28 protein-coding genes are annotated in these 22409 nt (G+C 47.8%); 19 read left to right on the top strand and 9 right to left on the bottom strand.

Features of this window, described 5'->3' with window-relative positions; all coding sequences use genetic code 11:
• The first annotated feature begins 10 nt into the window (after positions 1-10).
• The 5 genes from Syncc8109_RS02065 to Syncc8109_RS11510 all read left to right on the top strand — a co-directional run bounded on the left by Syncc8109_RS02065 (position 11) and on the right by Syncc8109_RS11510 (position 4230).
• Complete coding sequence (locus Syncc8109_RS02065; RefSeq protein ID WP_006851967.1) at positions 11-1657, top strand: phycobilisome rod-core linker polypeptide; 1647 nt, start codon at positions 11-13, stop codon at positions 1655-1657.
• A gap of 76 nt (positions 1658-1733) precedes the next feature.
• Positions 1734-2477, top strand: coding sequence for a phycobilisome rod-core linker polypeptide (locus Syncc8109_RS02060; protein ID WP_006850447.1), 744 nt, complete (start codon positions 1734-1736; stop codon positions 2475-2477).
• 279 nt (positions 2478-2756) lie between these two features.
• Entirely contained in the window at positions 2757-3299 is a 543-nt protein-coding gene (locus tag Syncc8109_RS11520) for a phycobiliprotein lyase (RefSeq protein ID WP_071823039.1), read from the top strand.
• A 9-nt stretch (positions 3300-3308) separates the two neighbouring features.
• Positions 3309-3923, top strand: coding sequence for a chromophore lyase CpcT/CpeT (locus Syncc8109_RS11515; protein ID WP_006851296.1), 615 nt, complete (start codon positions 3309-3311; stop codon positions 3921-3923).
• Between the two features lies 1 nt (position 3924).
• Positions 3925-4230: a CpeR family transcriptional regulator gene (locus tag Syncc8109_RS11510; protein ID WP_071823038.1), complete on the top strand. Its 306-nt coding sequence runs from the start codon at positions 3925-3927 to the stop codon at positions 4228-4230.
• Between the two features lie 8 nt (positions 4231-4238).
• Here Syncc8109_RS11510 and Syncc8109_RS11505 read toward each other — a convergent pair whose 3' ends face one another.
• The 3 genes from Syncc8109_RS11505 to Syncc8109_RS11495 are packed head-to-tail and all read right to left on the bottom strand — an operon-like array spanning position 4239 to position 5136.
• Positions 4239-4472, bottom strand: a complete 234-nt coding sequence (locus Syncc8109_RS11505) for a Nif11-like leader peptide family natural product precursor (RefSeq protein WP_071823037.1) — start codon at positions 4470-4472, stop codon at positions 4239-4241.
• 59 nt (positions 4473-4531) lie between these two features.
• The gene (locus Syncc8109_RS11500) at positions 4532-4813 is read right to left on the bottom strand and encodes a Nif11-like leader peptide family natural product precursor (protein WP_232202440.1); all 282 of its coding nucleotides are present in this window, start codon (positions 4811-4813) and stop codon (positions 4532-4534) included.
• A 2-nt stretch (positions 4814-4815) separates the two neighbouring features.
• Positions 4816-5136, bottom strand: coding sequence for a hypothetical protein (locus Syncc8109_RS11495; RefSeq protein WP_006851061.1), 321 nt, complete (start codon positions 5134-5136; stop codon positions 4816-4818).
• A 248-nt stretch (positions 5137-5384) separates the two neighbouring features.
• Here Syncc8109_RS11495 and Syncc8109_RS02050 point away from each other — a divergent pair, with 248 nt between their 5' ends.
• The 7 genes from Syncc8109_RS02050 to Syncc8109_RS11485 all read left to right on the top strand — a co-directional run bounded on the left by Syncc8109_RS02050 (position 5385) and on the right by Syncc8109_RS11485 (position 12309).
• Entirely contained in the window at positions 5385-6581 is a 1197-nt protein-coding gene (locus Syncc8109_RS02050; protein ID WP_006849584.1) for a HEAT repeat domain-containing protein, read from the top strand.
• Between the two features lie 180 nt (positions 6582-6761).
• Complete coding sequence (locus Syncc8109_RS02045; RefSeq protein WP_006850273.1) at positions 6762-7298, top strand: bleomycin hydrolase; 537 nt, start codon at positions 6762-6764, stop codon at positions 7296-7298.
• 46 nt (positions 7299-7344) lie between these two features.
• Positions 7345-7842: a class 2 C-phycoerythrin subunit alpha gene (gene mpeA, locus Syncc8109_RS02040; protein WP_006850994.1), complete on the top strand. Its 498-nt coding sequence runs from the start codon at positions 7345-7347 to the stop codon at positions 7840-7842.
• Positions 7843-8171: 329 nt separating this feature from the next.
• A complete protein-coding gene (locus Syncc8109_RS02035; RefSeq protein WP_025362078.1) occupies positions 8172-9041 on the top strand; it encodes a phycobilisome rod-core linker polypeptide in 870 nt (289 codons plus the stop codon).
• A gap of 156 nt (positions 9042-9197) precedes the next feature.
• On the top strand, positions 9198-10094 hold the full coding sequence (locus tag Syncc8109_RS02030) for a HEAT repeat domain-containing protein (RefSeq protein ID WP_006849917.1): 897 nt from the start codon (positions 9198-9200) through the stop codon (positions 10092-10094).
• A 262-nt stretch (positions 10095-10356) separates the two neighbouring features.
• Positions 10357-11340, top strand: a complete 984-nt coding sequence (locus Syncc8109_RS11490; protein ID WP_232202439.1) for a helix-turn-helix domain-containing protein — start codon at positions 10357-10359, stop codon at positions 11338-11340.
• Positions 11341-11343: 3 nt separating this feature from the next.
• A complete protein-coding gene (locus Syncc8109_RS11485) occupies positions 11344-12309 on the top strand; it encodes a helix-turn-helix transcriptional regulator (protein WP_006851703.1) in 966 nt (321 codons plus the stop codon).
• A 25-nt stretch (positions 12310-12334) separates the two neighbouring features.
• Here the strand turns inward: Syncc8109_RS11485 and Syncc8109_RS12110 are convergent, their stop codons facing one another.
• The gene (locus Syncc8109_RS12110; RefSeq protein ID WP_006851487.1) at positions 12335-13525 is read right to left on the bottom strand and encodes a HEAT repeat domain-containing protein; all 1191 of its coding nucleotides are present in this window, start codon (positions 13523-13525) and stop codon (positions 12335-12337) included.
• A gap of 358 nt (positions 13526-13883) precedes the next feature.
• On the opposite strand from Syncc8109_RS12110, the gene Syncc8109_RS02025 reads away from it, so the two are divergent.
• The gene (locus tag Syncc8109_RS02025) at positions 13884-14228 is read left to right on the top strand and encodes a Nif11-like leader peptide family natural product precursor (protein ID WP_006850559.1); all 345 of its coding nucleotides are present in this window, start codon (positions 13884-13886) and stop codon (positions 14226-14228) included.
• An 8-nt stretch (positions 14229-14236) separates the two neighbouring features.
• Here the strand turns inward: Syncc8109_RS02025 and Syncc8109_RS02020 are convergent, their stop codons facing one another.
• The 5 genes from Syncc8109_RS02020 to cpeB form a co-directional block, all read right to left on the bottom strand.
• Positions 14237-14875, bottom strand: a complete 639-nt coding sequence (locus Syncc8109_RS02020; protein WP_006851226.1) for a HEAT repeat domain-containing protein — start codon at positions 14873-14875, stop codon at positions 14237-14239.
• Between the two features lie 73 nt (positions 14876-14948).
• The gene (locus Syncc8109_RS02015) at positions 14949-16274 is read right to left on the bottom strand and encodes a HEAT repeat domain-containing protein (RefSeq protein WP_006850799.1); all 1326 of its coding nucleotides are present in this window, start codon (positions 16272-16274) and stop codon (positions 14949-14951) included.
• Positions 16275-16772: 498 nt separating this feature from the next.
• Positions 16773-17207: a DUF2656 family protein gene (locus Syncc8109_RS11475; RefSeq protein WP_071823033.1), complete on the bottom strand. Its 435-nt coding sequence runs from the start codon at positions 17205-17207 to the stop codon at positions 16773-16775.
• 137 nt (positions 17208-17344) lie between these two features.
• Positions 17345-17839 (bottom strand): class 1 C-phycoerythrin subunit alpha, encoded by a 495-nt coding sequence (gene cpeA / locus Syncc8109_RS02005; RefSeq protein WP_006851808.1) that lies wholly within the window; start codon positions 17837-17839, stop codon positions 17345-17347.
• A 61-nt stretch (positions 17840-17900) separates the two neighbouring features.
• Entirely contained in the window at positions 17901-18455 is a 555-nt protein-coding gene (gene cpeB / locus Syncc8109_RS02000; protein WP_006850931.1) for a class 1 C-phycoerythrin subunit beta, read from the bottom strand.
• 309 nt (positions 18456-18764) lie between these two features.
• On the opposite strand from cpeB, the gene Syncc8109_RS01995 reads away from it, so the two are divergent.
• The 6 genes from Syncc8109_RS01995 to cpcA all read left to right on the top strand — a co-directional run bounded on the left by Syncc8109_RS01995 (position 18765) and on the right by cpcA (position 22376).
• A complete protein-coding gene (locus Syncc8109_RS01995; RefSeq protein WP_006850416.1) occupies positions 18765-18998 on the top strand; it encodes a hypothetical protein in 234 nt (77 codons plus the stop codon).
• A 60-nt stretch (positions 18999-19058) separates the two neighbouring features.
• Complete coding sequence (locus tag Syncc8109_RS01990) at positions 19059-19670, top strand: phycobiliprotein lyase (protein ID WP_006849863.1); 612 nt, start codon at positions 19059-19061, stop codon at positions 19668-19670.
• A gap of 5 nt (positions 19671-19675) precedes the next feature.
• On the top strand, positions 19676-20383 hold the full coding sequence (locus Syncc8109_RS01985) for a 15,16-dihydrobiliverdin:ferredoxin oxidoreductase (RefSeq protein WP_006851571.1): 708 nt from the start codon (positions 19676-19678) through the stop codon (positions 20381-20383).
• A complete protein-coding gene (locus tag Syncc8109_RS01980) occupies positions 20380-21195 on the top strand; it encodes a phycoerythrobilin:ferredoxin oxidoreductase (protein WP_006850341.1) in 816 nt (271 codons plus the stop codon). Before Syncc8109_RS01985 ends, Syncc8109_RS01980 begins: the two co-directional genes overlap by 4 nt.
• 136 nt (positions 21196-21331) lie before the next feature.
• Positions 21332-21850, top strand: a complete 519-nt coding sequence (locus Syncc8109_RS01975) for a phycocyanin subunit beta (RefSeq protein ID WP_006850328.1) — start codon at positions 21332-21334, stop codon at positions 21848-21850.
• A 37-nt stretch (positions 21851-21887) separates the two neighbouring features.
• Positions 21888-22376, top strand: coding sequence for a phycocyanin subunit alpha (gene cpcA, locus Syncc8109_RS01970; RefSeq protein WP_006849642.1), 489 nt, complete (start codon positions 21888-21890; stop codon positions 22374-22376).
• The last annotated feature ends 33 nt before the right edge of the window (positions 22377-22409 follow it).

The raw sequence follows: 22409 nt of genomic DNA, 5'->3' as shown, positions 1-22409 counted from the left end.
TCACAAAACAATGGCCAGCACACAATCTTCTCTTGGCTTCGGCACAACCACCAAGTGGAGTGATCCCGTTCGCTTCCAGCGCAAGGGGGTAGCCAAAACCGCTGCCCTCACCATTGGTGAGTTCCTGAAGCAGTCGTGTGATCAGATGGCGAATGGGGTTGGTCCACGCACTCATGAGGACTGCCCCCATCGCGTCACGAGCGAGTGCTATAGCCCAGAAGATGTGGCGTCACTGGAAACGGTAATCAGTGCGTCATATCGACAGGTTTTTGGCAACGCCCACGTGATGGATTTCGAGCGTTGCTCGGAATTGGAAGCTCAGCTTCGGGACGGTCGTTTGACCGTGCGTGAATTCGTTCGTGGTCTGGCCAAGTCCAGTTTCTACAAGGACCGTTTCTTCAGAAGCGTGGCCCCACAGCGGGGTGTCGAGCTGACGTTCAAGCACCTGTTGGGCCGAGCACCTGAAACACAGGCCGAGATCTCAGCGAAAATCGCCCTGCAGGCAGAACACGGTCACAACGGCTTGGTAGACAGCATCGTTGACTCCGCGGAGTACCTCGAAGTCTTCGGTAGCGACGTGGTGCCCTATGCGCGTTCATGGAGTTCGCCAGCAGACCTATCAACAGCAGCCTTCCCAATGCTGGCCGCTCTTCAAAAGAGTTTTGCCGGCAGTGATAGTGCCCGCGGCGGAAGTCCTGCGCTGACGCGCAGCCTCGCGAATGGAGTGGCTCCAAGGATCAGCCTGCCAAGTCAGCCCATCGGTCTGCGTCCCTCCTCTGGAAGTTTCACGGCCACGCAGTTCAGCAGCAAGGCACCTGGTATCACCTCAGGCAAAGACTCTGCGCCCATGCGTGGTGATGTGTATGTCACCTTCGGCCTCGGCCAGAGAGAGCAAGAAACTTTCCAACGTTGCCCTGGTGACGGCCCGGATCAGCTCGCCGCGCTGATTCGTTCCACCTACAAACAGGTGATGGGCAATCCCCATCTGATGGAATTCGAGCGGGTTATCTCTGCGGAAAGCAAATTCATCGATGGCTATCTGAGCACACGTGAATTCGTTCGTGCTGTGGGCCTTTCAGCCGAATACAAGCGTCGTTTCTTCGAAACCAGCGCGCCGTATCGATTCATCGAACTGAACTTCAAACATTTCCTGGGAAGAGCGCCACGGTCCCAAGCCGAAATCAGCGAACACACCAAGATCCTTGCCGAAGGTGGGTATGAGGCTGAAATCTCCAGCTATGTCGATAGCGCTGAATATCAGAACACCTTTGGTGAAGACACAGTTCCGTTCGCTCGAATCCTCACCGAAAGCGGCCGCTCTCAAGTTGACTTCAACCGTCAACTGAGCCTGGCAGAAGGGTATGCCGCAAGCGATACGGTTCTCGGCACCTCCGCTTTGGTGAGTTCGGTTGCGACAGGGCTCGCGCCCAGTGGCTGGAGCAAAACCACCAGCCGGGCAAACCGAACTGGCACTCAATCTGGCGCACCTGATCCCACCAAGAAGCGTTTCCGCATTGTTGTTGCTTCTCAGGCTGCTCGTTCGCGTCAACGCACGGCTGGTAACAGCTACGTCGTGTCCGGAAAAGACATGAGCAGCCAAATGAAGTACATCCATGCACGCGGGGGCAAGATCGTTTCCATCACTGAGGTGATGTAAAAGCATTCGATTGCTGCACTAGGGAGCCACTTCATGAAGAGGTGGCTCACTCACATCACCCTCCAATCAGAACAAAATGACTGAGCCAACAACCCTTTCCTCAGCCGCCAACGTTGACACGTCACATGCTGCAGATGTGATTCGCCAAACGTACCGACAGGTGTTTGGTAATAGACACCTGATGGAACTCGATGTGAACCCCTCAATTGAGGCGTTGTTCATCAATGGGGATCTGACAGTTCAGGGATTGGTGACAGCTCTCGCCCAGTCTGAAACCTATAAAAAGCTTTTTCTGGAAAACAACAGCCCCTACCGCTTTGTTGAACTGAATTTCAAACATCTTCTGGGCCGCCCACCCCGTGACCAAGCCGAGTTGATGGGCCATGTTCGGCTGCTGCAGGAAGAGGGATACGAAGCAGAAATCGCAAGTTACACATACAGCGATGAATACCTGTCTGCCTTTGGCATCGACCAAGTTCCGTACAATCGTGCCACTCAGACCCTGGTTGGTGGAAGCACGCTTTTCTTCACACGGGCAAAAGCTTTGGATGCCGGTTTTGCCGGATACGACAATGCAGAAACTGATTCAAAACTCTTGAATAGTCTCTGCACTGATAGTTCACCAGAGGCCCAAGACCGTAGAGGCGTTGGCAACGCCAAATCGTTGACCATCAACTGGACATCACGCCGCCAGGTAGGCGCCAACCGGCGCGCTGTGCAGAAATCGGTGGTAACCCAAACGTCGATGTCAGCCACGATCAAGTCAATCCTCTCGCAAGGCGGCCAGATCCTTTCTATTGCGAAGGCTAACTCCTTTTGAAAATCTCGGAATTTCTTCTAGCTCATCAGTGATGATGGAGGGAATTCAAATTTGATCGTTTCAGCGATTCGGCTTAAAAATCGCGTCAAACAAACCTTCTAACGATGCCTATCCTTCGACCGCCATCCAGCGAAAAACCAAACAGGAACAACACATTCCTCCAGTCAGTTGCATCAACGCCCATGGCTATGTCCATGATGGTCGACTCCATGGTTAACATGATGCACATCAACTCTCCTTCGCTGGATGAGCTCAGCTCAGAAAACAACCAAAGCCTGCATGACGATTGAGCAATTTGTTGCTCAAAGTTCAGGCAAATGGCGCTCAATGCGTTCGGGTCATTCTTTGGCCTTCCAACAGTTTGAAGAGGTTCTGAGCGAAGTTACAATCGAAGAGGTCAGCAAAGATGATTCTGCCGTTAAACAGTTGCTTGAATCATCCCTAGCCAATAAACATAATTTAGATACGATTTCGTCTCCATTCAAAATGGAATGGTGCGCAGAAAGTGACTGGGAACCTGATGACCCATCAGAAGTGTCATCTGGATCTTGCATTATTATTCCTTTTGTCAAAGATATTTCTTCGGGGACGTTGATCAGAAGTATTGGATATGCAGAAGCTCAGGCGGCAATCTCAGAATACAACTTTTCTAACGACGGTACATTCACGCTCACAACAAACTACGAGCAGTCAATTACTGAAGAAAAAATTTGGTTTGTCTCAGAGAATGTACGCTGTAGATCATCAGTTCTAAGAACTTCAGCTGGATCAGGCGTGCTCCAAACATCGTTTGCCTCAGAAGTTAGACGAATTAATGCATAGTCACTAAAGATGAACAAGAATTTAGCCATAGCCGAGTTTGCAAAAACTCTTGCAGGCGTCTACGACAACATCGAACAGTCACAAAAAGACCCGAAAGATTTTGCACGGATCAATATCTTCTTTCGACCATTACCCTGGCATATTTTCGAAGGTCCTGGTTTTTATTCAGAACAATGTTATGACTATGCACCATGGGATCCCTATCGACAGGGTATTCACCGATTAACTACGCATGAAGATACTTTTGTGGTTGAGAACTATGGGTTCACAAACCCCAGAAGATTAGCGGGAGCTGGTCGAGATCCCCAAATCATGAATGCAATCAAATCCACAACCCTAACAGAACGTTGTGGGTGTGCCATGCACTTTCATTGTAAAGAAAAAGGGCATTACATCGGAAAAGTTGAGCCAGGGAAAAACTGCTTGGTTCCACGAGACGGAAAACTCACTTATCTGGTAAGTGAAGTTGAAGTGGACCAAGAAAATTGGATAAGTCGAGATAGAGGCTTTGATCCAAGCACAGACGAACAGATTTGGGGCTCTGAACACGGCCTTCTCAGATTCAAAAGGATCCAAAGCTTCTCAGAAGAAGTCAACGATGAGTGGCTGAAATCGAAGATCTAGAATGGAAGACGTCAAAAAACAAATGAAGTCTTGGATACGCTCACAGCATTTAATATGTGTTGGTACAGACTTTATCTTCGAAACAGTCGATCAAACTCAACTCGATAAGTTTGAGGCTTCTGTACAGGCTATTGGGGGAAGAATAAGGACAGTCAAAGCAATTGGAAATTGGCCGATGGGACCAAGACGGTCGTTCAAAATACTGCAGGCCACAGCAAGCGTACCAAGACCAGGAGGGGAAGATCTTGTCACTTATTGGGCAAAAAAAGGTAGTAAAACAACAAGATATTCAGAAATTAATTCTTGAATAAAAATTCATTCTTCAAACCAACCCATCCAGGTGTCTTGACTGAAATCAGTATGTTTACTCCATTTTCTTAAAATAGCGGAGGAATCGATATCGAAACCATTAGAAGCTGCGATCTCAATGACTTGATCCTGATTAAGGGCAGCCTTAATTTGAGCTTTTAGATCTGGCTTTTGTCGAACTAAAGAGATAAAAGCCTCTAAGACTTGATCTTGATTGGCGCTAAGAGCAGAACCGGTCATCAAAGGCCATGGAATCACAAGGCAATTCTAAACGAAACTTCCATCAGCAGACCGTAAAACTAGGCACCATCCATCAACAGAGCTCTCCATGGGGCGATTTTACGGAATGCCCATGACCAGTGATCGTTTGCGATGGCTTGCATCCCCAAGACTTCAGATTCAGATAAACAAGCTGAATCTGATTCAACATACTGAAGCCAAGCCGCAATTGAAAAAAAATAATCGCGGGAAGCCGCAAAATCAACGATGTCTTGATCTGTCTTGCAAGACTTCAATCCAGTTGCAACAGAATGATCATAAATGACCATCTGGACAAAATCATCAATAGCAGAATCAGACATCATTAGCAGCTTTCAATCCAAAGCGCAAAATTCACCTTCTCACATATCATCTGCAGAACCAAAGGACCACCCGGGCAACGCAACAACCGCCATGGAATATTTTTTTCTAAAATACCTGAATCGATGGTAATTTTTGGAGGGCTCGTCGCCTGTTCATAGGGAATCAATGCCGAGCCAGTTAATGAAGGTGCAACATCATTAACGATTGCTTTTAATTGCTCCAAGTCAGAAACGAGATTCAATTGATCTTGGACATCTGCTGACTTCTGGACAGCTTCAACAAATCTAGAAAGAGCCTGTTCGAGCTCGGGAGAGACTGGCATGATACAAAAACCCTCCTCTTACGATAACAGACGGCGAGAACGTATTCATAAAAAGACGGCGCAAATCAGAGAAGACAATCAACCAGTCATAAATCATCACTGATATTCAGACGTGGATGCTATGGTCAAAGAGAAGATGGAATTTCAACGTCACTGCAGATTCAACAGAATCAGGTCAGCTGCTCTAACAGTGCAGCCAAACACCCGCTGACAGAAAATCCAGAAATTTCATTGATGACGCGTTAAACATGGCCGAGCGATTCGACAACTTGGTTGAAGGCTTGACAGAAGAGCAGGCCATGGCAGTGATTTTGGCTGATCCAGACTCACTCGAGAGGCCCGTTGATAAATACATGGCAGCCACAAGGCTTGGAGCGAGTAACAGCGAAGAATCACTTGATGTGCTGATTCAGGCCGCAGCGCTGGATCCAGAGCATCTTTTTAATCGAATCACGCGACGCAAGGCGATTGACGCCCTTGGCAGACGAAAAAGTCCAAAGGCCCTACCTTCTCTGTTTCGAGCCTTAAAATGTAGCGATGAAGCTGCGGTAATTAATTCTGTAGAAGCGATAACAAAAATTGGAGCACCGTTAACAGAAGCAGATCATGAAAAATTATTGGAAGCCCTTGAGGGTGAGGATATTCAAAAGCGAGCTGTCATACAAGCATTTTGTCGTTTAGGGGTCCCCTCTGTCATCAATAGCATCAGCCCCCTCCGGAATGATTCCAATCCCTTGGTGGCTGGTGCGGCAAGGGCATACATGTCGAAAGTTGCTCAACAGCCAGAGGGCCTTGATGTCCTCATCCCGCAACTTGTTGATCCAATCGCGGGACGGAGGCGCTCTGCCGTAATTGATTTGGGCGATGCAGGTGACGTTTCAAGGCTGGAAGCTCTTGTCACAGCTCCTGTGTCGATGTCTTTGCGGGCTAGAAGTGCATTTCAGTTGGTCGATCCTGATAAGACATGCCAGATACCGGAAGAATATGCTGAGCTAATAACACAACTCTTGCAAGATAACCCTCAACAACTCAAACTTAGGAAAGAGTGGGTTTGTAAAATTGAACCTACAGAGATCGAAAACAACCTTCAACATCGCGACGAAGCACGACAATACGGTGGTGCCTCAAGCTTGATGGCCATGCCTAAAGCAGAGAGAATGATTTTAATTAACGAAATTAAAGAAAAATTATGGAGTGATTACGTTACGCACTATTACCTAACCGCCGTCGTCAGTCTTCAGGGTTTGGAAGAACGAAGCGATCTAATCAGGCTTGCCTTAGCCGAAACAATCCCTCAATACACCAAGTCCCGGATCGCTGCTGCATGGGGGTGCCTCCGCTTGGGCCTTGTGGACCAAAAGCCACTCCTGGAGGAGCTTTCAGCCAGTGCCTTCTGGTTACCACTGAAATGGACCTGCCAACGCGTCCTTAAACAGTTGTCATAAAAAAACGAACCATAAATAAGGTGAACTGTCGGACATTGGTTGAAGACACGGCCTTACTGATTTCGCCTTTGTCAACTTGTGTGTCCTGACGTCCTCCTTCAGTAAGACGGCCTGGGAAGCAGGGGTAGTGTCATTCGTGATGCGGAATGCATCTCCCCAAACAACGTATTCCACAACCCCATGCTCGACGCATTCTCCCGGGCTGCTGTCTCGGCCGATTCCAGCGGCTCCTTCATTGGTGGCGGCGAACTGGCTTCCCTGAAGTCCTTCATTGCTGATGGCAACAAGCGCTTGGACGCTGTGAACGCCATCACCTCTAACGCCAGCTGCATCGTGTCTGACGCCGTCGCCGGCATCTGCTGCGAGAACACCGGCCTGACCGCCCCCAACGGTGGTGTGTACACCAACCGCAAGATGGCTGCTTGCCTGCGTGATGGCGAGATCGTTCTGCGTTACGTCTCCTACGCACTGCTCGCCGGCGACGCTTCCGTGCTGCAGGACCGCTGCCTGAACGGTCTCCGCGAGACCTATGCCGCTCTGGGCGTTCCCACCGGATCCGCCGCACGTGCTGTTGCCATCATGAAGGCCGCTGCTAGCGCCCTCATCACCAACACCAACAGCCAGCCCAAGAAGATGGCTCTCACCTCTGGTGATTGCGCCAGCCTGTCTGGTGAAGCTGCTAGCTACTTCGACATGGTGATCAGCGCCATCAGCTGAGCCAGGTATCGATTTTCTGCACACCTGAACACCCTTCTTCTTAATCATGAAGTCCGTTATCACCACCGTCGTCGGCGCAGCCGACAGCGCATCCCGCTTCCCCACAGCCTCCGACATGGAGTCCGTCCAGGGCTCCATCCAACGCGCCTCTGCTCGTTTGGAAGCTGCTGAAAAGCTGGCCAGCAACTACGACCAAGTTGCACAGGAAGCTGTTGATGCTGTCTACGCCCAGTACCCCAACGGTGCCACCGGCCGTCAGCCCCGTAAGTGCGCCACCGAAGGCAAAGAGAAGTGCAAGCGTGACTTCGTTCACTACCTGCGTCTGATCAACTACTGCCTGGTCACCGGCGGCACCGGCCCTCTGGATGAGCTGGCCATCAACGGTCAGAAAGAGGTCTACAAGGCCCTCAGCATCGACGCTGGCACCTACGTGGCTGGTTTCTCCCACCTGCGTTCCCGCGGTTGCGCCCCTCGCGACATGAGCGCTCAGGCTCTGACCGCCTACAACCAGCTGCTCGACTATGTGATCAACTCCCTCGGCTGATCAACAGTCAACCTGAGTGATTTTTTGATCTAACCAAGGGGTGGGCCAAAAGCCCACCCCTTTTTGTTTTAAAAGTCAAAAAACAAACTTCTTGAAAATCGAGAGTAAACAATTCTGGAATAACCCAGGAAAATTGGGGCTATTCAACAAAAAATTTAGCCACAATGACAGACGCAATGTTTACTCAAGGTGACATTGAGTGAACCATGAGAGCAAAATTAATGCTCACAGTTCACAAAAAGCCTCTATTAAGCCTATGAGCAACAACAATTTGTTGCTTTAAGCATGTAGGGAATAGTCACCGCAATTCACCTCCCCTCACTAACCCCATGCTCAGTACACAAACGAGCCCGGCTGGAATGGCTGCTGCTAGCCGCACCAAACCAGCGTCTTACGCGATATCCAGCAAAGCTGGCAAAAACACCGTCCATCGGACTGTTGCTGGAGCCATCGCTGAATTTAAGCGCAACACCTGTTCCCAAATGGGACTTGGCATTGGCCCAAGGCTGCATAGTGAATGTCCCTTCGCAGTGACTTTCGACGAGTATCACCCAAGCAGCAGTGAAGCACTAGAGCGGACAATCATTTCCGCCTACAGGCAGGTCTACGGAAACCTACCTCCCACTGAAAACGAGCGTTGCACATCCCTTGAGGCTCGCTTGATGAACGGAGAAATTACAGTTCGCGACTTTGTGAACGGCCTAGCAAAATCTCCTTTCTACAAGGAAAATTATTTCCATAGTGTCGCCCCTCAACGGGGGATTGAACTGAACTTCAAACACCTGCTTGGACGGGCACCCCTCACTCAAGAAGAAGTTCAAAACAGCATCAAACTTCAAGCAGAAGAGGGATTTGATGCTCTGATTGACAGCCTCACAGATTGCGCAGAATATGCCGAGGTGTTTGGATCAGACATCGTTCCTTACATGCGAGCAGGCGATTCCTACGCAGGAATGATGACCAGCTCCTTCAACATGATGCGCGAGCTTGCCGGCACAAAGGTTGCCGTTAGTGACAACGCACAAGGACGTCGGAGTCGCACCACGATGCAACTGGCTGCAGCAGCGATCAGCATGATGAAGCCGATCTTTAAGGGCGCACCAACGCTGCCCCAACAAAAGTACGGAGGACATCAGCCTCCCAGGAGAACCGGCGCTGCTCCCTTCCGTCCCTTCGGCGTTAAGCCACTGCCATTTTGATGAAGATGGGTTAGGCACCGAAGTGCCATCACTTCTGCCCCCTTTCCAGGAAGGGGGCATTTTTGTGTCCTGCGGTGACACTGCAAAGCACCACAAGCCGGTAGGCGCCTGATGAGAGTCGCTTAGATTGCGACTCAACGAAGTTGGACATCCACCGTGCTCCAGGATTTCACCGATATCTCATCAATCAGCGAAAGCCAACTCACGGAAGAAGAAGCTCTCCAACTCGCTGATGAACTCAGTGCAAAATTAAGCGAAGGTGAGATCCCAAGATCTGACGCCGAGTCACTCAAACGTATGGTCGCCGGACTTGGGGATGCGAGAGGCGCTTTACGACTCACCTTTGCAAAAAGTCTTGGGGCGGTAGGTAACGAAGCTCTACCCATTCTTTGTAAAGCACTTCGCCAGCACCAGAATGTGATCGTAAGAAGAGCATCAGCCAAAACACTGAATTTGATTGGCAACAAGGACGCGTTGCCTTATCTGCTTGAAGCCTTTTTAGAAGATAGTGATCCAGTTGTACTCGGGTCGTCTGCTGGAGCGATGGCAACCATTGGCCCCGACGCAATGGATTCGTTGCTTGGAATCCTCAAAAATCCAGATTGCACACCATTCCAGGTTGGTTTGATCAACCTTGCTCTGAGTTTCATCGGCGCAAAAGCACCGGAAGCATTGCTCGAGGCTGCCAGTTCAGACGTGGCAGAAGTTCGAGTTGCTGCAATTTCAGCCTTGGGAGATCAAATACAGAAGAGTGATGATCTGCGGGCACAAAACAGAGTCTTTCAAGCGCTCAATGACATCTCAGCAGAGGTGAGAGCAGAAGCGGTAACTCTCATAGGAAAATCATGTGATGCCGAAGATGTTGAACAAATGCTTATCAAAAAATTAATCGACACAGACACTCAGGTACGCAAAAATACAGCAATGGCACTCATGAAGCTCGAGGCAATTAACAGCATCAAAAGCATAGAAAAAGCGAAATCGAAAGAATCAGATGAGTCAGTCCAAGCAGTATTCAATGCAGCAATTAATATACTAAGCCGAGATTTATAAGCGCAACTAAAAACATAGAATGCCAAGAAAAGAATTAAAAAGCAAGCTACCACTCTGGACACAATCAAGTGGATAACACAAGCAGAGACAATATCTACTAAATTGATAAGAAGTGGATACGAATAAGAGAAAAAAGCAATCTCTCAGCAAAACATTAAGCGTTCCACACGCAAGTCCAGGAAAACAATAGAGTACATAAATACGCGGAAGAAGTTTGCGAAAAAAACGATCGCGAAATTATGTGTTTTCGGATACGCTCGAGATGGAGGAATTTTGCAAAGCACATTTCGAGGAATATCACTCAACATCCAGCTTCGGATGCAATGTAACTCAACTAAGCACCGGCCTTCTCGAAACGAAGACCACTTGCTCACCTATTCAAGATGTACATCTTGAAATTTTTAAATCGAACCAAACTCTGCTCTACGAGGAAGAAGCCAACACAAAATCAGTATCATTCTGCTGGCTAGACACATTACCGACAAACGATACGGAGGCACAGACAATCATTAGCGGCCACCAAATGACAAAAGATAGCATTGCTGGCTTCAACCGGATAAACAAAACAGGAGGAAATATCTGGGACATTGTAGGAGCAAACGAAGAGCTTTGCTGCATGAGCCTGAAATGGAATAAATTACAAGAGAGAATCAACAAATTGAACGCATTTAATGCCTATGCGAGGCTTGAGGAATGCATTGGAATTGACTCGCATGATCATGCATGTGCTCAGCTCAAAAAATTATTTAGCGGACATTTTAATGGCCAGCCATCAACGAAACCAAATTCATTTTACGATCTAGCAATTATATTCCTAGACAACGAAAATAATGAATCAACCTATGACGCACATCGATGCGAGTCAACGGATCTAATAGAAGACATGGTTAGACTAATTCACGAAGATAGGGCTGGCATGCCACCAATAACACTTGACGAAATTACTGAATACTTGAATTCAAATACAGAGTCTCTCAATACTATATGCCGAAAAAACTTTAATATGGATGTGATTGAGCTTGTAAGAAGAGTACGCCTAGAACAGACTCGCAAGGCTTTTTTAACTCCACATTCCTCAACAGGTCTCAAAGATTTTACAAAAAAGAGAACAGCACTTTACTACGGTTTTACGAACTGGAAAAAATTCGAAGCCTCCTACTCCACATACTTTGGGGAATCACCCAGCCAAACAATAGATCGATCCAATAAAAATTTGTATTCATTTAGTGCATGGCAGGGAGAGTAATACATGAAAACATCTATTGAATATCGTGATCCACTGGAGCTCTCTGAAGAGCTTGCAAAACTCGGTCAGCTTACAAAAATAACGCAACTGGAAGGTGGCAGTGGTTTCTATACTATGCAAGCAGCAAATACTAATAAAGTCGCACTTGCAGAAATATCTGCCAACAAAACATTATTGTACGAGGGGTGGGGGAATGGTATAACTATTGATTTCAATTGGATTACGCCAAAAGCTAATACTCAAGGAGTCTTTGGCTGTTGTGATGGATTTAAAATGACAAAAAATAGCCTGGCTGGATTTGGCACGATTAATTCAGTACCAGGAAACGCATGGGGAAAATATAACAACGAATGTTCTAGTACTGGTTGCATGCTAGAAAAGCAGCTCCTATTTGAATTACTCGAAAATTGCAAAGCATATGATGGACTTGAACGACTCACGAGTGATCAGGGGATTTATTGCAATAATACAGCTCTAAACCAACTTAAGAGATTAGCTGCCAGAGAAGTATCTGCGGGAATTCAGAACCCAGAAAAATATTTTGATCTTGCAATCGCATGTCTAGAAGAGCCAATGACTGAGCAAAATAGTCAAGATCCAAAACATATCGATCAATTAAGAGAAATCATTGATCTTGCACATAGTGAGAAGACGATGGAATCCCCTCTATCATTGCTTGAAGTATGCAAATATATAAATACAAGCCAAGCATCATTATATCGCATATGTCAGGAGTACTTTGGAATGGGAATCATTGAATTGATGACACAAATTAGACTTGAAGAATCCAGAAGAATTATGCTTAACCAAGACGCTCGTCGAAAACTAAATCTATATTCAATTCGAGATATTGCAATTAAATATGGGTTTAAGCATCAAGGGAGATATGCACGGCGCTATTACACTGCATTCGGAGAACTCCCAAGTCAGACTATCGAAAAGTCGAGAAGATATAGATTGCCAATATAGGTGCATTGCATCCAGAAATAATTTTCTATAGTTCACGCAAGACTTCCGCGCATGTCCATCGTAGGGGCTCCCAAGTGGATTTTAAAAGTAGATTTTCAATATCACTACGACATTCCATTAAACCTAAAGTTAAACATCCCCAAGTCGCAGCTATTTTTGATTTTGCATACTGCGGAGCCGGCTCCAATAATGATTCCTTTATTATGTAAGACAACTCTTTTAAGCCGAGTTGAGACACCAAGCAATTTACTTGATAGTGAACACCATAATCAGATCCATGATGGTCCCAAATAGACTTAATTGCGTCAGTTACAGTTGAAGCTGGCCAACTCAATACGGTCTTAGCACCAAAGTACTGGTGCTCTTCATCTCTATGCTTAAGGAAATCGCAAACTTTTTCTAAATCATTTGGTGCATCAAATTTCTGCGTAAAATACAAATGTCGAGAATCATCCTTCAACATTTGATTGATTAATGTTCTTTGTGATTTAGTTTTAATTTTAGAAGTCATCTTGAACGCACTTTTAGCTCTCAACGGCATTGACACCGCTGCTTTCGAAATACTTGACAAAAGAGAAGGGTCTCCAGCGTCACCAATATCAATGACGGACGAACGTCTATGTATGACATTCAAATCGTTGAGATGATTTTCAAGAATATGCAATTTATGCTTGTCATCTTCAACCCTTATTGAATAAGCGATTGATGCGCCATTAACCAATATATTTGGATTACTCTCTTGCTCATGAATAATACCATTACACTCATGCATCTCCAAACGAGTGAAGCATTGAATGGCAACACGCTTGAGTATATCGGAGCCATTTTGAATAATCTTCAAAAGAGATGATTTAAACTGAGCATCAAGAGGTATGCCAAAATGAATTAGCGTATCTACTGAATTCACAATCGTCTGCTCATCACTACTATGCATAGCTTCATAAATGGTTGGCAGAGTACTAAGGTCGCGACGACGCCCTAGCGCTTCAATGGACTTACGACGCGTAATGGAATCGAAAATATTATCTCTATCCCCGGTAGCCGCTGCGACTAATGCATCCAAAGAATCTCGTGAAGAACAAGCTCCCAACCGTGTTGCAGCTATATATTTAATGCCAGGATTATCAAGAGTACTAACGTTTTGCGAAAGCAACTCAATTGCTTGCTGTTCACCCATCCATGAAAAAAGATTATCAAATCGCTGTGAACTTGGCACAATGCAACATGCGTATATTCAATTTTTACAGCAAAATTGATCGGCAAATCCGATTTGGTAAGAAGTGACCCGCACGGCAGAGGGATTGATAATTAGTGGACATATACTTTAAGAAGAATAAATTAGTATGTTCGGCGCATAAAGCAGAGACAATTTGCCTACAAAGGCAAAACACTAGAGAATTCCTAGTCGTCTAAATAGATCTGCATGAACTTTTTCGTCAAGGAAAAGACATTTCATAAGAAAGTTATATTGGCATCAAGATTGTTTAACAGGATGCTGAGCGGTCAATAAGCAAAACAACCCTGATAAGAACCGGACACTTGCTGATAAGATCTGGATATTCCGATGATGCATCATGTCTCGTGCTGAGTTTATCCGCTTTCTTCAGGTTCTAGAAGAAGACCTATCGTTCAGATCCCTTTTCAAAGAAGCTGAGCCCGAGGAGATCCTCAAGCTCGCTAATCAACATGGATTTATCTTTTCTGATGAAATAAAAGGACGTTTTCTTAATCGATGGGCAGGGGTGTACTTCTGCCCATTTGCCAATGATGTTGGGAGGCTGTGCCCCAAGATGGTGCCCGAAGGGTTTAATACTCTGCTGCACTATTCACAGACAACATGCGCAAAAGAAGACAAAGTAGAACGTTTTGATTTCCGCGCTGGAGGCTACTACAAAGGTGTAGAAACTGTAGCTCGATAAAAAGCAATCTAACGCTTTGAATTGAGCAGATTCTGAAGTCGTGCCAATGCAGACTGTGCAGCCTCCTGTATCAAGGGATCATCATTATTGTTCTGCAATGAACGTAAAGCATCTTCTGCCAAAGGATTGGGAATATCGGCAAGAGCCTGAGATGCACTGAAAATCAAAGCAACATTTTGGCTGCTGAGAGACTTGGCCAAAATTTGGATTGCCTCTTCAGACTTAAATTGTTGCTTACCGATCTGACCAAGACACATCAGTGCACCCTGCACGACAACCATATCGGAATCATCTATCCCTTGTTCCAGCATTTCCATGACTGAATCAGGAAACGGCTGATCTGGGAAGTTTTTGAACACCTGCACAAAGGCCTTAGGGCAGCAACGCCTTGCAGTTTGATTCTCTGTTGTTGCATAAAGTTCGATCAAGGGAGCAAACGCAGAGCTCCCAAAAAAGCCAACACCTTTAACAGCCGCTCTGTAGACTTTAGGATCATGATGACAGAAGAGATCCAATAATGTTGGCAATGCCTCTTCCCGATAGTTCTCAGAAAGAATTAAACAAGCTTCTTCTTGAATCCTAGGGTTGGGATGCATTAGATCTTCAAACAATGCATCAACTGAAGGAATGTTCGAATCGCCACTCATTTAAAAGCCTTAATCATTATCTTTCAATACTAGCATTTCAAGTCATGGGACATGAAGAATTGCCACTTAGTTCTCAACCACGATCCAGAATGCTCTGTGCTTTTAGTCGCAGCAAACTGTCGCCATCAGACTCGACAAGCTGTTGTAGTTGACGTTGAAATCGAAGTTGAAGATGCTCGGTTTGATCAGATTGAATCAAGAGGAGGCCTGCGTAACGCATATCCCAACTAAGATTATTTTCTAAATACAAACAATTATCCAGAAAACTATCGTATTGGCCAGGAAATAGTATGGCGAATGACAGCAAAGCAGCTGGGGGTGATTTTCTAAATTGAGGACGCTTATCTGCAATAGCATCTGAGAGAATTTTGCGAATATCAAGTAATGCTTCGTCTGTCCAACCTTCAGCAAGGCCAAACAAACGCATCAAAAAATAGTGTGCACCATAGTCATTGTGGGCTTTATCTTGCCAGCAATTCTCAATAGCACTCCAAATCTCTTGAGCATCACGTTTTATTAGTGCCTGCATAGCAAGATAACAACGACTAAAATCGGGATGGAACAAGCCATCAATCAGTAGCTCTGTAGGCAAAGGATCGCCGTAATGATGTAGGACAGTGATCAAACGAGGATCGTCAAACAAAACTTGATCTACCGCTGATAGTAAATCATGGTCTGAGAGTTTGTTTGACGGGTTATTCAAGAGAGATCTTACAGCTCGCATCCGAAATGCAGGCGATATTGGTGCTTGCATCAAATCAGACAAAAGCTCAACAGCATTCGCATCGATCACATCCTGAACGGCCGACTGGCGATCCATTTGATTGGAGGCGTACAAATGATCCGAAAGATCAGCCAGATGGGATTGATCTCCAGATAGATGAATCATGGCAGCGATGGCAGCACCACGGACCGAAGTCTTTTCATGGGCTGTGTGTACTGAAATAGTAGAAATTGCTGATTCAACAGAAAGCTTTGAGAGACTTTGAATTAAGACTCTTTGATTCTGGCTAGCATCATCTAACAAATCGATCATATGTTGGTGAACTTCAGGATCTTGACAGTTCAAACGAGACAATGCCCAAGCAGCATTCTCAACCATATACACATCAGAGCTACTTAAAAAACTTGCAATTTTGGACGTCGCCTCTGCAACCCCTAATCGCGCAAGAACTTCTACAGCTTTTCGTTGTGCAAGACCTACAGGTACATCCGCAGAACACTTATCTAGAAAAGCCAATAAGGCTTGACTGGTTTTCGAGCCTGGAAAATTAATTAAATGAGAAACAGCCATATAATAATCACTCTCACTTTCCAGAATACCAACTTCTTTAGACAAGATATCAATTGCTCCCTGTTGATCCAAGCCAGCATGAATATTATCGAAAAGACCAGTCATCAGTAATGGTCAATATTTACACGATTCTACTTGAGGTACGTAATTCAATGGGGCCTGTTGGAATAAGAAAGTAATAGCAAGCTTGCCATCAGACGATACCGGAGGCAAAATTCTTCTGAACCACTAAAAAAAATATGGGACCTTTCCCCGGACGATTGATCCATGTTTCCACTGGTGTGATGGACGGCTGCAGGCCCTCAACTTCCCACACAGTTTGCGTTGACACCCGGTTCATGGCGCAATGGATGAAATCCTTTAGAAGTTGCAATACACCGATAATATCTGTTGGCTGGTGCGCAGCAGATCAGCCTTCGATACCAGCACCTAAACAGCAACCGTCTACATCCAAGGTTCGGAAACTAGTAGAGAAATTAACACCCCAAAAAGAACCCACTCCTGACAAGAAAGAAAAAGCAGATTCTGACAAGCCAGAGGCCAACAAACGTAAAAGTACCTCTAGCCGCCGTAGGAATCGACGGAAACAAGCCTGATCAAGAACTATGAAGCTCTCGAAGAGACTTCAAAAATCGCATCTTCGGATCGGCCAGCTTTAAGTGCCTCCCAGTTGATTGCTTGAAGAAAAGTGGTTTCATCAGGCGTTTCAACCAAATCAACACCCCAATATCCCTCCTGGAGTGGAGCTCCAGGAGATGCTTGGGAGTCTTTCCTTCCACCAAGTGCCAGGACAACGTGGTTCATGTCGTGCCCGAGTTGACGACGGTGCTCAGACCAAGTTTGCACTAAATCAACAGCCATATCCTGCGGCGATAAATCAGTTGATATAGAGAGCTTCCAATGAGGATGATTAAGAACTGCTGTTGAAGAGATATTTTTCGAAAGAGATTTAAGTTCTTGAGCAAGCAGTTCAAAATTTAATGCAGGCACGAGATCTGATTGAACCTGCAAGTTATGGGATAGAACAAACGTCGTCATCAAAAAAATACACCTTGAGCCAATCTACTGGAATTTCAGCTTGTCTGTGATGGAATGATCAGTGGTCTTCCATCTTGCTGACACAAAAAAAAGGGGGGGAGCAACTGCTCCCCCCTTTCCCTAAAATCTTGAACAGATCAAGACAGTGCGTTAATTGCGTAGTCAAGATAGCTCTTGAACTCATTAAGAGCCTGAGGGCTCATATCGCGAGGGGCACAAGCACGATCGCGAGTGTAAGTCAAAGCTTCGATGTACGCGTTGGTGGGAAGACCCAAGGTGCGATACACCTCACGTGCTCCTGCAATACCCCACTCATCGAGAGGACCTGTACCACCCACGATGAGGCAGTAGTTGATCAAGCGCAGGTAGTGACCGAGGTCGCGGTAGCACTTGTCGACCTTCACTTGGCTATCACCGGCTTCACCGGGTTGCCGCAGATAGGCGTACTTATTGAAGCAAGCATCACCTGCTTCGCGGGTGACATTGTCCAGACCGGCGGCCAGCTTTTCGGCAGCTTCCAGACGAGCAGCTGCACGCTGGATGTTGCCCTGAACAGCTTCAAGATCGTTCTGGGAAGGGAAGCGACCGGCTGCATCAGCTGCGGTCACAACAGTGGTGACGACGGATTTCATTTGAGATCCTTAGGTGAAAGGTGCTGAGAAGGTAAGGAAAGAAGACTTGATCGTCCGTAGATCAGCTGATTGCGCCAATCACACGATCGAAGTAAGAACCTGCTTCAGCCACCAGTGCAGAGCAGTCGCCCTGAGTGGTTTCCATCTTGCGGTACTTAGCACCACCGCTGGCAGGAGAGTTGGTCTGACCAATCAGAGCCGTAGCAGCGGATTTCATGATCGCGACCGCACGGGCAGCAGACTGGGTAGGAACACCTAAAGCGATATAGGTTTCCTTGAGGCCATTCAAGCAACGGTCATCCAGCACGGAAGCGTCACCAGCCAGCAGTGCATAGCTGATATAGCGAAGCACAATCTCACCATCGCGAAGGCAAGCAGCCATGCGACGGGTGGGATAGCAGTTGCCGCCAGCCTGGATCAGACCTGTGTTTTCGCAGATCATGCCGGTGACTGCATCAGAGACGATGCAGTAGGCGTTGGAAGTAATGGCATTCACAGCGTCCAAACGCTTGTTGCCATCTTGCACGTAGGAGCGGAGGCTAGCGAGATCGCTACCACCAACAGGTGCAGTTTTGGCGTCAGCGCTGACGACTGTGCGGGAGAATGCGTCGAGCATTGGGGGCCAGACAGTTTTGGGGATGCAGTGCTTCGGAAACCGCCGGGTGAACAGGCCTTAAAAGCCCGAAGACCCAAGGGTGGTGGAAGCGCTGACCCAGGCTAAACTCAGTTGTCAGCAGGGTTCGTCAAACAGCCCCCTTTACGCAAAAGTTTGTCACCTTGGGGCAATTACCCCGGTTGGCACCCTAGGAATTAGGCAGATACGAGGGGAATCCCTCCTTTATTGACGCAAACCTGAGCAAAGGTTCACAAAAGCCTCTGGCAGGCATCGACCAGGCTTAAGATCTTTTGTCTCAATCAGAAGCTCATGGACAACGCAGCGTCCGATTTACCAAGCCTCGAAGAGTTGCAAGAGTCCATCGATGAATTAGCTGCCTATAGGGAAAGACTATTTCAAGATGTAGTTGGTTTGGGCAAAAAACTGCGCTTATCGCAGAAAAAGATTGACGCCACTGTTTCAGCACATCCAGAGCTTCAAAGACTCGACGAAGTGATGTCACAGCTGGTTGCACAGAGAAATGCACAGCAGGTCAAGTCTTGAATTGCCAAAAAAATCTACCGGTTCGCCTGTATTAATTAATTTTCTTCAACGCGCAAACCAATGGTGCAGACACTTTCCCCGCCGATGACGATGGCGGATTTCTTCGAAGCCAGCCGCGGGACTTGGTTAAACAGGCGCGCTGTTCATCACCACGACTATCAAGATGACGAAGCTGCGGATTCCAATCTAGTCATTGAACCATTCAATGCAGATGATCCAGTCGTCACCAAAATCTGCAATTCTTTGAATATTAAAATCCAAGACAGTTCGGGTGGGGCACGATTTTGGTGGGAAAGCAATATCAAGAAAGGCGTCCGCAATGATGATTACGCTGCAGTAGTCATCGACGTCCCTGACCATGAAGACCCCCGAAAGGGATTTCTACTTCGAGATGTTGGATATGTTGAAAAACAATCTGTTTTAAGCACTTACAGCTTCGCAGACGACGGCGTCGTGACGATCACGACGCGATACGACACCAATATTGGCATTGAACGCTGTTGGTTTGTGACCGATCAGATCAGAATGAGAGTGAGTTCTGTTCAGTGCTTGGATGGTGTTGCAATGACCACATATTGCACCGAGTTTCGGTGCCCTACTGATGCCGAAATTTCAGATATCACCCAGCGTGCACAACAACTAGCCATGGCATCTTCAACAGGTAACAACTGATCACCATGTTTGATCCATTTCTTGAGGAATTGCTTTCAGGAATCGAAGCACGGGGCGCAGTACCTGTTGAGGTTCCTCATGGACTTGAGCACAATCAATCATCCAAACGCTCTAGCACCATCAAGAGCTGGCTTTGGGACGTGCCTGGCTTTCGACGATGGCGCGTTACCCGGTTGGATGCTGGTGACAGCTTGCAAGTACTGAATTCCGTTGCCTATCCCGAATACACCTACGACCATCCGTTAATGGGAGTTGATCTGCTCTGGTTCGGTGCCAAGCAGAAGTTGGTTGCTGTTCTTGATTTCCAACCGCTTGTTCAAGACAAGGACTACTTGAAGCGCTACTTCGATGGGCTGAAGTCACTCAACGCTCAATTTCCGGATCTCAATGGTGAAGAGACCATGCGTTCCTTTGATCCAAATCAATACTTTTCCTCATGGCTGTTGTTCTGCCGGGGCGGAGCAGAACAAGCGACATCATCGCTACCCCCAGCTTTCAGCGCTTTTCTAAAAACCTACTGGGAATTACACGACGAGGCCGTTAAAACCCCCTCTTCCATTAACCCCATCGAAGTAGAAAAACTTCAGAAAAATTATGATATTTACAGTGCAGAGAGAGATCCTGCACACGGCCTATTTACCAGCCATTTCGGAAGTGAATGGTCTGATCGTTTCCTGCACGAATTTCTCTTCCCCGCCAGCCAACCCAAATGACCCTCCCTCTCCGCACGACGAGTCTTGATCCTGTCCAGATCCCCGGATGGCGCTGGCAGCCTTTTCTCGACACCGCCGTTGCGGCGCTGAGCTCTCTGCATCCGAATCCTTATCCAATTGCGGAACGATTTCTGCAGAAAGAGGGCAGCACAGGATCCAAGGCCAAACCAGTGCCAGTCAGCACTGCAACCTGGGCCTGTTCGACAGAAAAGCTGCGCCAAGTGCGCTGTGCCTGCGTTGAGGCTGGTGCGGCTGCATCGGTACTCAACTTCGTGATCAACCCCAGCAATCGTTTTGATCTTCCTTTCTTCGGAGCCGATCTGGTAACACTGCCCAATGGGCACCTGCTCGCACTGGATTTGCAGCCTGTCGACAAGGCAGATCCCGATCACACGGGCCCGGTTTGGCAGCGGCTAATGCCGCTATTCGAGCGCTGGCGCGCCGAACTCCCCGATGGGGGGCCCATTCCTGAGGAAGCACAGCCCTATTTCTCACCTGCTTTTCTCTGGACCAGGATCCCGCTTGGGGAGGAAGGCGATGCGCTGATTGACCGCGTGATCCGTCCGGCTTTTGCGGACTACCTCCAGCTCTACCTAGCGTTGGTGGAGGAAGCGCAGCCCGTTGACCATCAGCGTGCTGCACACCTGCTCTCAGGCCAGAAGCGCTACACGGCCTACCGCGCCGAGAAAGATCCAGCCCGCGGCATGTTGACGCGCTTTTACGGCAGTGAATGGACGGAGTCGTACATCCACGGCGTGCTGTTTGACCTCGAAGAATCCACCGCCACTTCCTTGTCGCCGCAAGGGAGTTAAGCATTATGAACAGCTTTCGGGACGCTCCCGAGCTGTTGGCCAGAATCGCAGGCGACGGGATGGAGGCAATAGCCTTCAACCATCCCTTTCAAGTCTGAGATTCCCGCTCCAGACGTAGTTCACAGGAACAACAACCATGTTCGACGCCTTCACCAAGGTTGTCGCCCAGGCCGATGCCCGGGGACAATTCATCAGCACCAGCGAGATCGACGCCCTCGCTGCCATGGTTTCCGACAGCAACAAGCGTCTGGATGCCGTTAACCGCATCTCCGGCAACGCCTCCAGCATCGTTGCTTCGGCCGCTCGTCAGCTGTTTGCACAACAGCCTTCTCTGATTTCCCCTGGCGGTAACGCTTATACCTCTCGTCGTATGGCTGCTTGCCTGCGCGACATGGAGATCATCCTGCGTTACGTCACCTACTCCGCTTTCACAGGTGATTCTTCCGTTATGGAAGACCGCTGCCTGAATGGCCTGCGCGAGACCTACCTGGCCCTTGGCACTCCCGGTGCTTCGGTTGCAGCTGGAGTCAACCTGATGAAGGAAGCCGCTCTAGCACTCGTCAACGACAAAGCTGGCATCTCAGCTGGTGACTGCGCCTCCCTGAGCAGCGAAATCGGCACCTACTTCGACAAAGCCGCAGCTTCCGTCGCCTGATCGACGCGTTGATTCGACGTCTTACTCCTCCTAACCAATGAAAACCCCTCTCACCGAAGCTGTTGCAGCAGCTGATTCTCAGGGACGTTTCCTGAGCAACACCGAGGTTCAAGCTGCCTCCGGTCGTTTCAATCGCGCCAAGGCCAGCCTCGAAGCTGCCAAGGCTCTCACCAGTAAGGCTGATTCCCTGGTGAACGGCGCTGCCCAGGCCGTGTACGCCAAGTTCCCCTACACCACCCAGATGGCTGGGCCGAACTATTCAGCCACCCCCGAAGGCAAAGCCAAGTGCTCCCGTGACGTGGGTTACTACCTGCGAATGATCACCTACTGCCTGGTCGCTGGTGGTACCGGGCCCATGGACGACTACCTGATCGCCGGTTTAGACGAGATCAACCGCACTTTCGAGCTCTCCCCCTCCTGGTATGTGGAAGCTCTGAAGCACATCAAGGCCAACCACGGCCTCAGCGGCGACGCTGCAACAGAAGCCAACAGCTACATCGACTACGCCATTAACGCCCTGATCTGATCAGTTGACGTTGTGTTCCAAGCCCCCCTCGGG

The organism is Synechococcus sp. WH 8109 (assembly GCF_000161795.2).
Lineage (GTDB): Bacteria > Cyanobacteriota > Cyanobacteriia > PCC-6307 > Cyanobiaceae > Parasynechococcus.
Note: the sequence above shows the minus strand (reverse complement) of the source record. Positions and strands in the feature narration are given on the sequence as shown.

Bases quoted from the DNA above. Each gene is read 5' to 3' on its own strand.
- Syncc8109_RS01985 (WP_006851571.1), top strand. From the start codon at position 19,676: ATGTTTGATCCATTTCTTGAGGAATTGCTTTCAGGAATCGAAGCACGG.
- Syncc8109_RS11515 (WP_006851296.1), top strand. From the start codon at position 3,309: ATGAACAAGAATTTAGCCATAGCCGAGTTTGCAAAAACTCTTGCAGGC.
- Syncc8109_RS11505 (WP_071823037.1), bottom strand. From the start codon at position 4,472: ATGACCGGTTCTGCTCTTAGCGCCAATCAAGATCAAGTCTTAGAGGCT.
- Syncc8109_RS11485 (WP_006851703.1), top strand. From the start codon at position 11,344: ATGAAAACATCTATTGAATATCGTGATCCACTGGAGCTCTCTGAAGAG.
- Syncc8109_RS01995 (WP_006850416.1), top strand. From the start codon at position 18,765: ATGGACAACGCAGCGTCCGATTTACCAAGCCTCGAAGAGTTGCAAGAG.
- Syncc8109_RS02050 (WP_006849584.1), top strand. From the start codon at position 5,385: ATGGCCGAGCGATTCGACAACTTGGTTGAAGGCTTGACAGAAGAGCAG.
- Syncc8109_RS02035 (WP_025362078.1), top strand. From the start codon at position 8,172: ATGCTCAGTACACAAACGAGCCCGGCTGGAATGGCTGCTGCTAGCCGC.
- Syncc8109_RS11520 (WP_071823039.1), top strand. From the start codon at position 2,757: ATGACGATTGAGCAATTTGTTGCTCAAAGTTCAGGCAAATGGCGCTCA.
- Syncc8109_RS02060 (WP_006850447.1), top strand. From the start codon at position 1,734: ATGACTGAGCCAACAACCCTTTCCTCAGCCGCCAACGTTGACACGTCA.
- Syncc8109_RS02045 (WP_006850273.1), top strand. From the start codon at position 6,762: ATGCTCGACGCATTCTCCCGGGCTGCTGTCTCGGCCGATTCCAGCGGC.
- Syncc8109_RS01990 (WP_006849863.1), top strand. From the start codon at position 19,059: ATGGTGCAGACACTTTCCCCGCCGATGACGATGGCGGATTTCTTCGAA.
- Syncc8109_RS01980 (WP_006850341.1), top strand. From the start codon at position 20,380: ATGACCCTCCCTCTCCGCACGACGAGTCTTGATCCTGTCCAGATCCCC.
- cpeA (WP_006851808.1), bottom strand. From the start codon at position 17,839: ATGAAATCCGTCGTCACCACTGTTGTGACCGCAGCTGATGCAGCCGGT.
- cpeB (WP_006850931.1), bottom strand. From the start codon at position 18,455: ATGCTCGACGCATTCTCCCGCACAGTCGTCAGCGCTGACGCCAAAACT.
- Syncc8109_RS01975 (WP_006850328.1), top strand. From the start codon at position 21,332: ATGTTCGACGCCTTCACCAAGGTTGTCGCCCAGGCCGATGCCCGGGGA.
- Syncc8109_RS11495 (WP_006851061.1), bottom strand. From the start codon at position 5,136: ATGCCAGTCTCTCCCGAGCTCGAACAGGCTCTTTCTAGATTTGTTGAA.
- mpeA (WP_006850994.1), top strand. From the start codon at position 7,345: ATGAAGTCCGTTATCACCACCGTCGTCGGCGCAGCCGACAGCGCATCC.
- Syncc8109_RS02020 (WP_006851226.1), bottom strand. From the start codon at position 14,875: ATGAGTGGCGATTCGAACATTCCTTCAGTTGATGCATTGTTTGAAGAT.
- Syncc8109_RS11510 (WP_071823038.1), top strand. From the start codon at position 3,925: ATGGAAGACGTCAAAAAACAAATGAAGTCTTGGATACGCTCACAGCAT.
- Syncc8109_RS11500 (WP_232202440.1), bottom strand. From the start codon at position 4,813: ATGTCTGATTCTGCTATTGATGATTTTGTCCAGATGGTCATTTATGAT.
- cpcA (WP_006849642.1), top strand. From the start codon at position 21,888: ATGAAAACCCCTCTCACCGAAGCTGTTGCAGCAGCTGATTCTCAGGGA.
- Syncc8109_RS02015 (WP_006850799.1), bottom strand. From the start codon at position 16,274: ATGACTGGTCTTTTCGATAATATTCATGCTGGCTTGGATCAACAGGGA.
- Syncc8109_RS11490 (WP_232202439.1), top strand. From the start codon at position 10,357: ATGGAGGAATTTTGCAAAGCACATTTCGAGGAATATCACTCAACATCC.
- Syncc8109_RS02065 (WP_006851967.1), top strand. From the start codon at position 11: ATGGCCAGCACACAATCTTCTCTTGGCTTCGGCACAACCACCAAGTGG.
- Syncc8109_RS02025 (WP_006850559.1), top strand. From the start codon at position 13,884: ATGTCTCGTGCTGAGTTTATCCGCTTTCTTCAGGTTCTAGAAGAAGAC.
- Syncc8109_RS11475 (WP_071823033.1), bottom strand. From the start codon at position 17,207: ATGACGACGTTTGTTCTATCCCATAACTTGCAGGTTCAATCAGATCTC.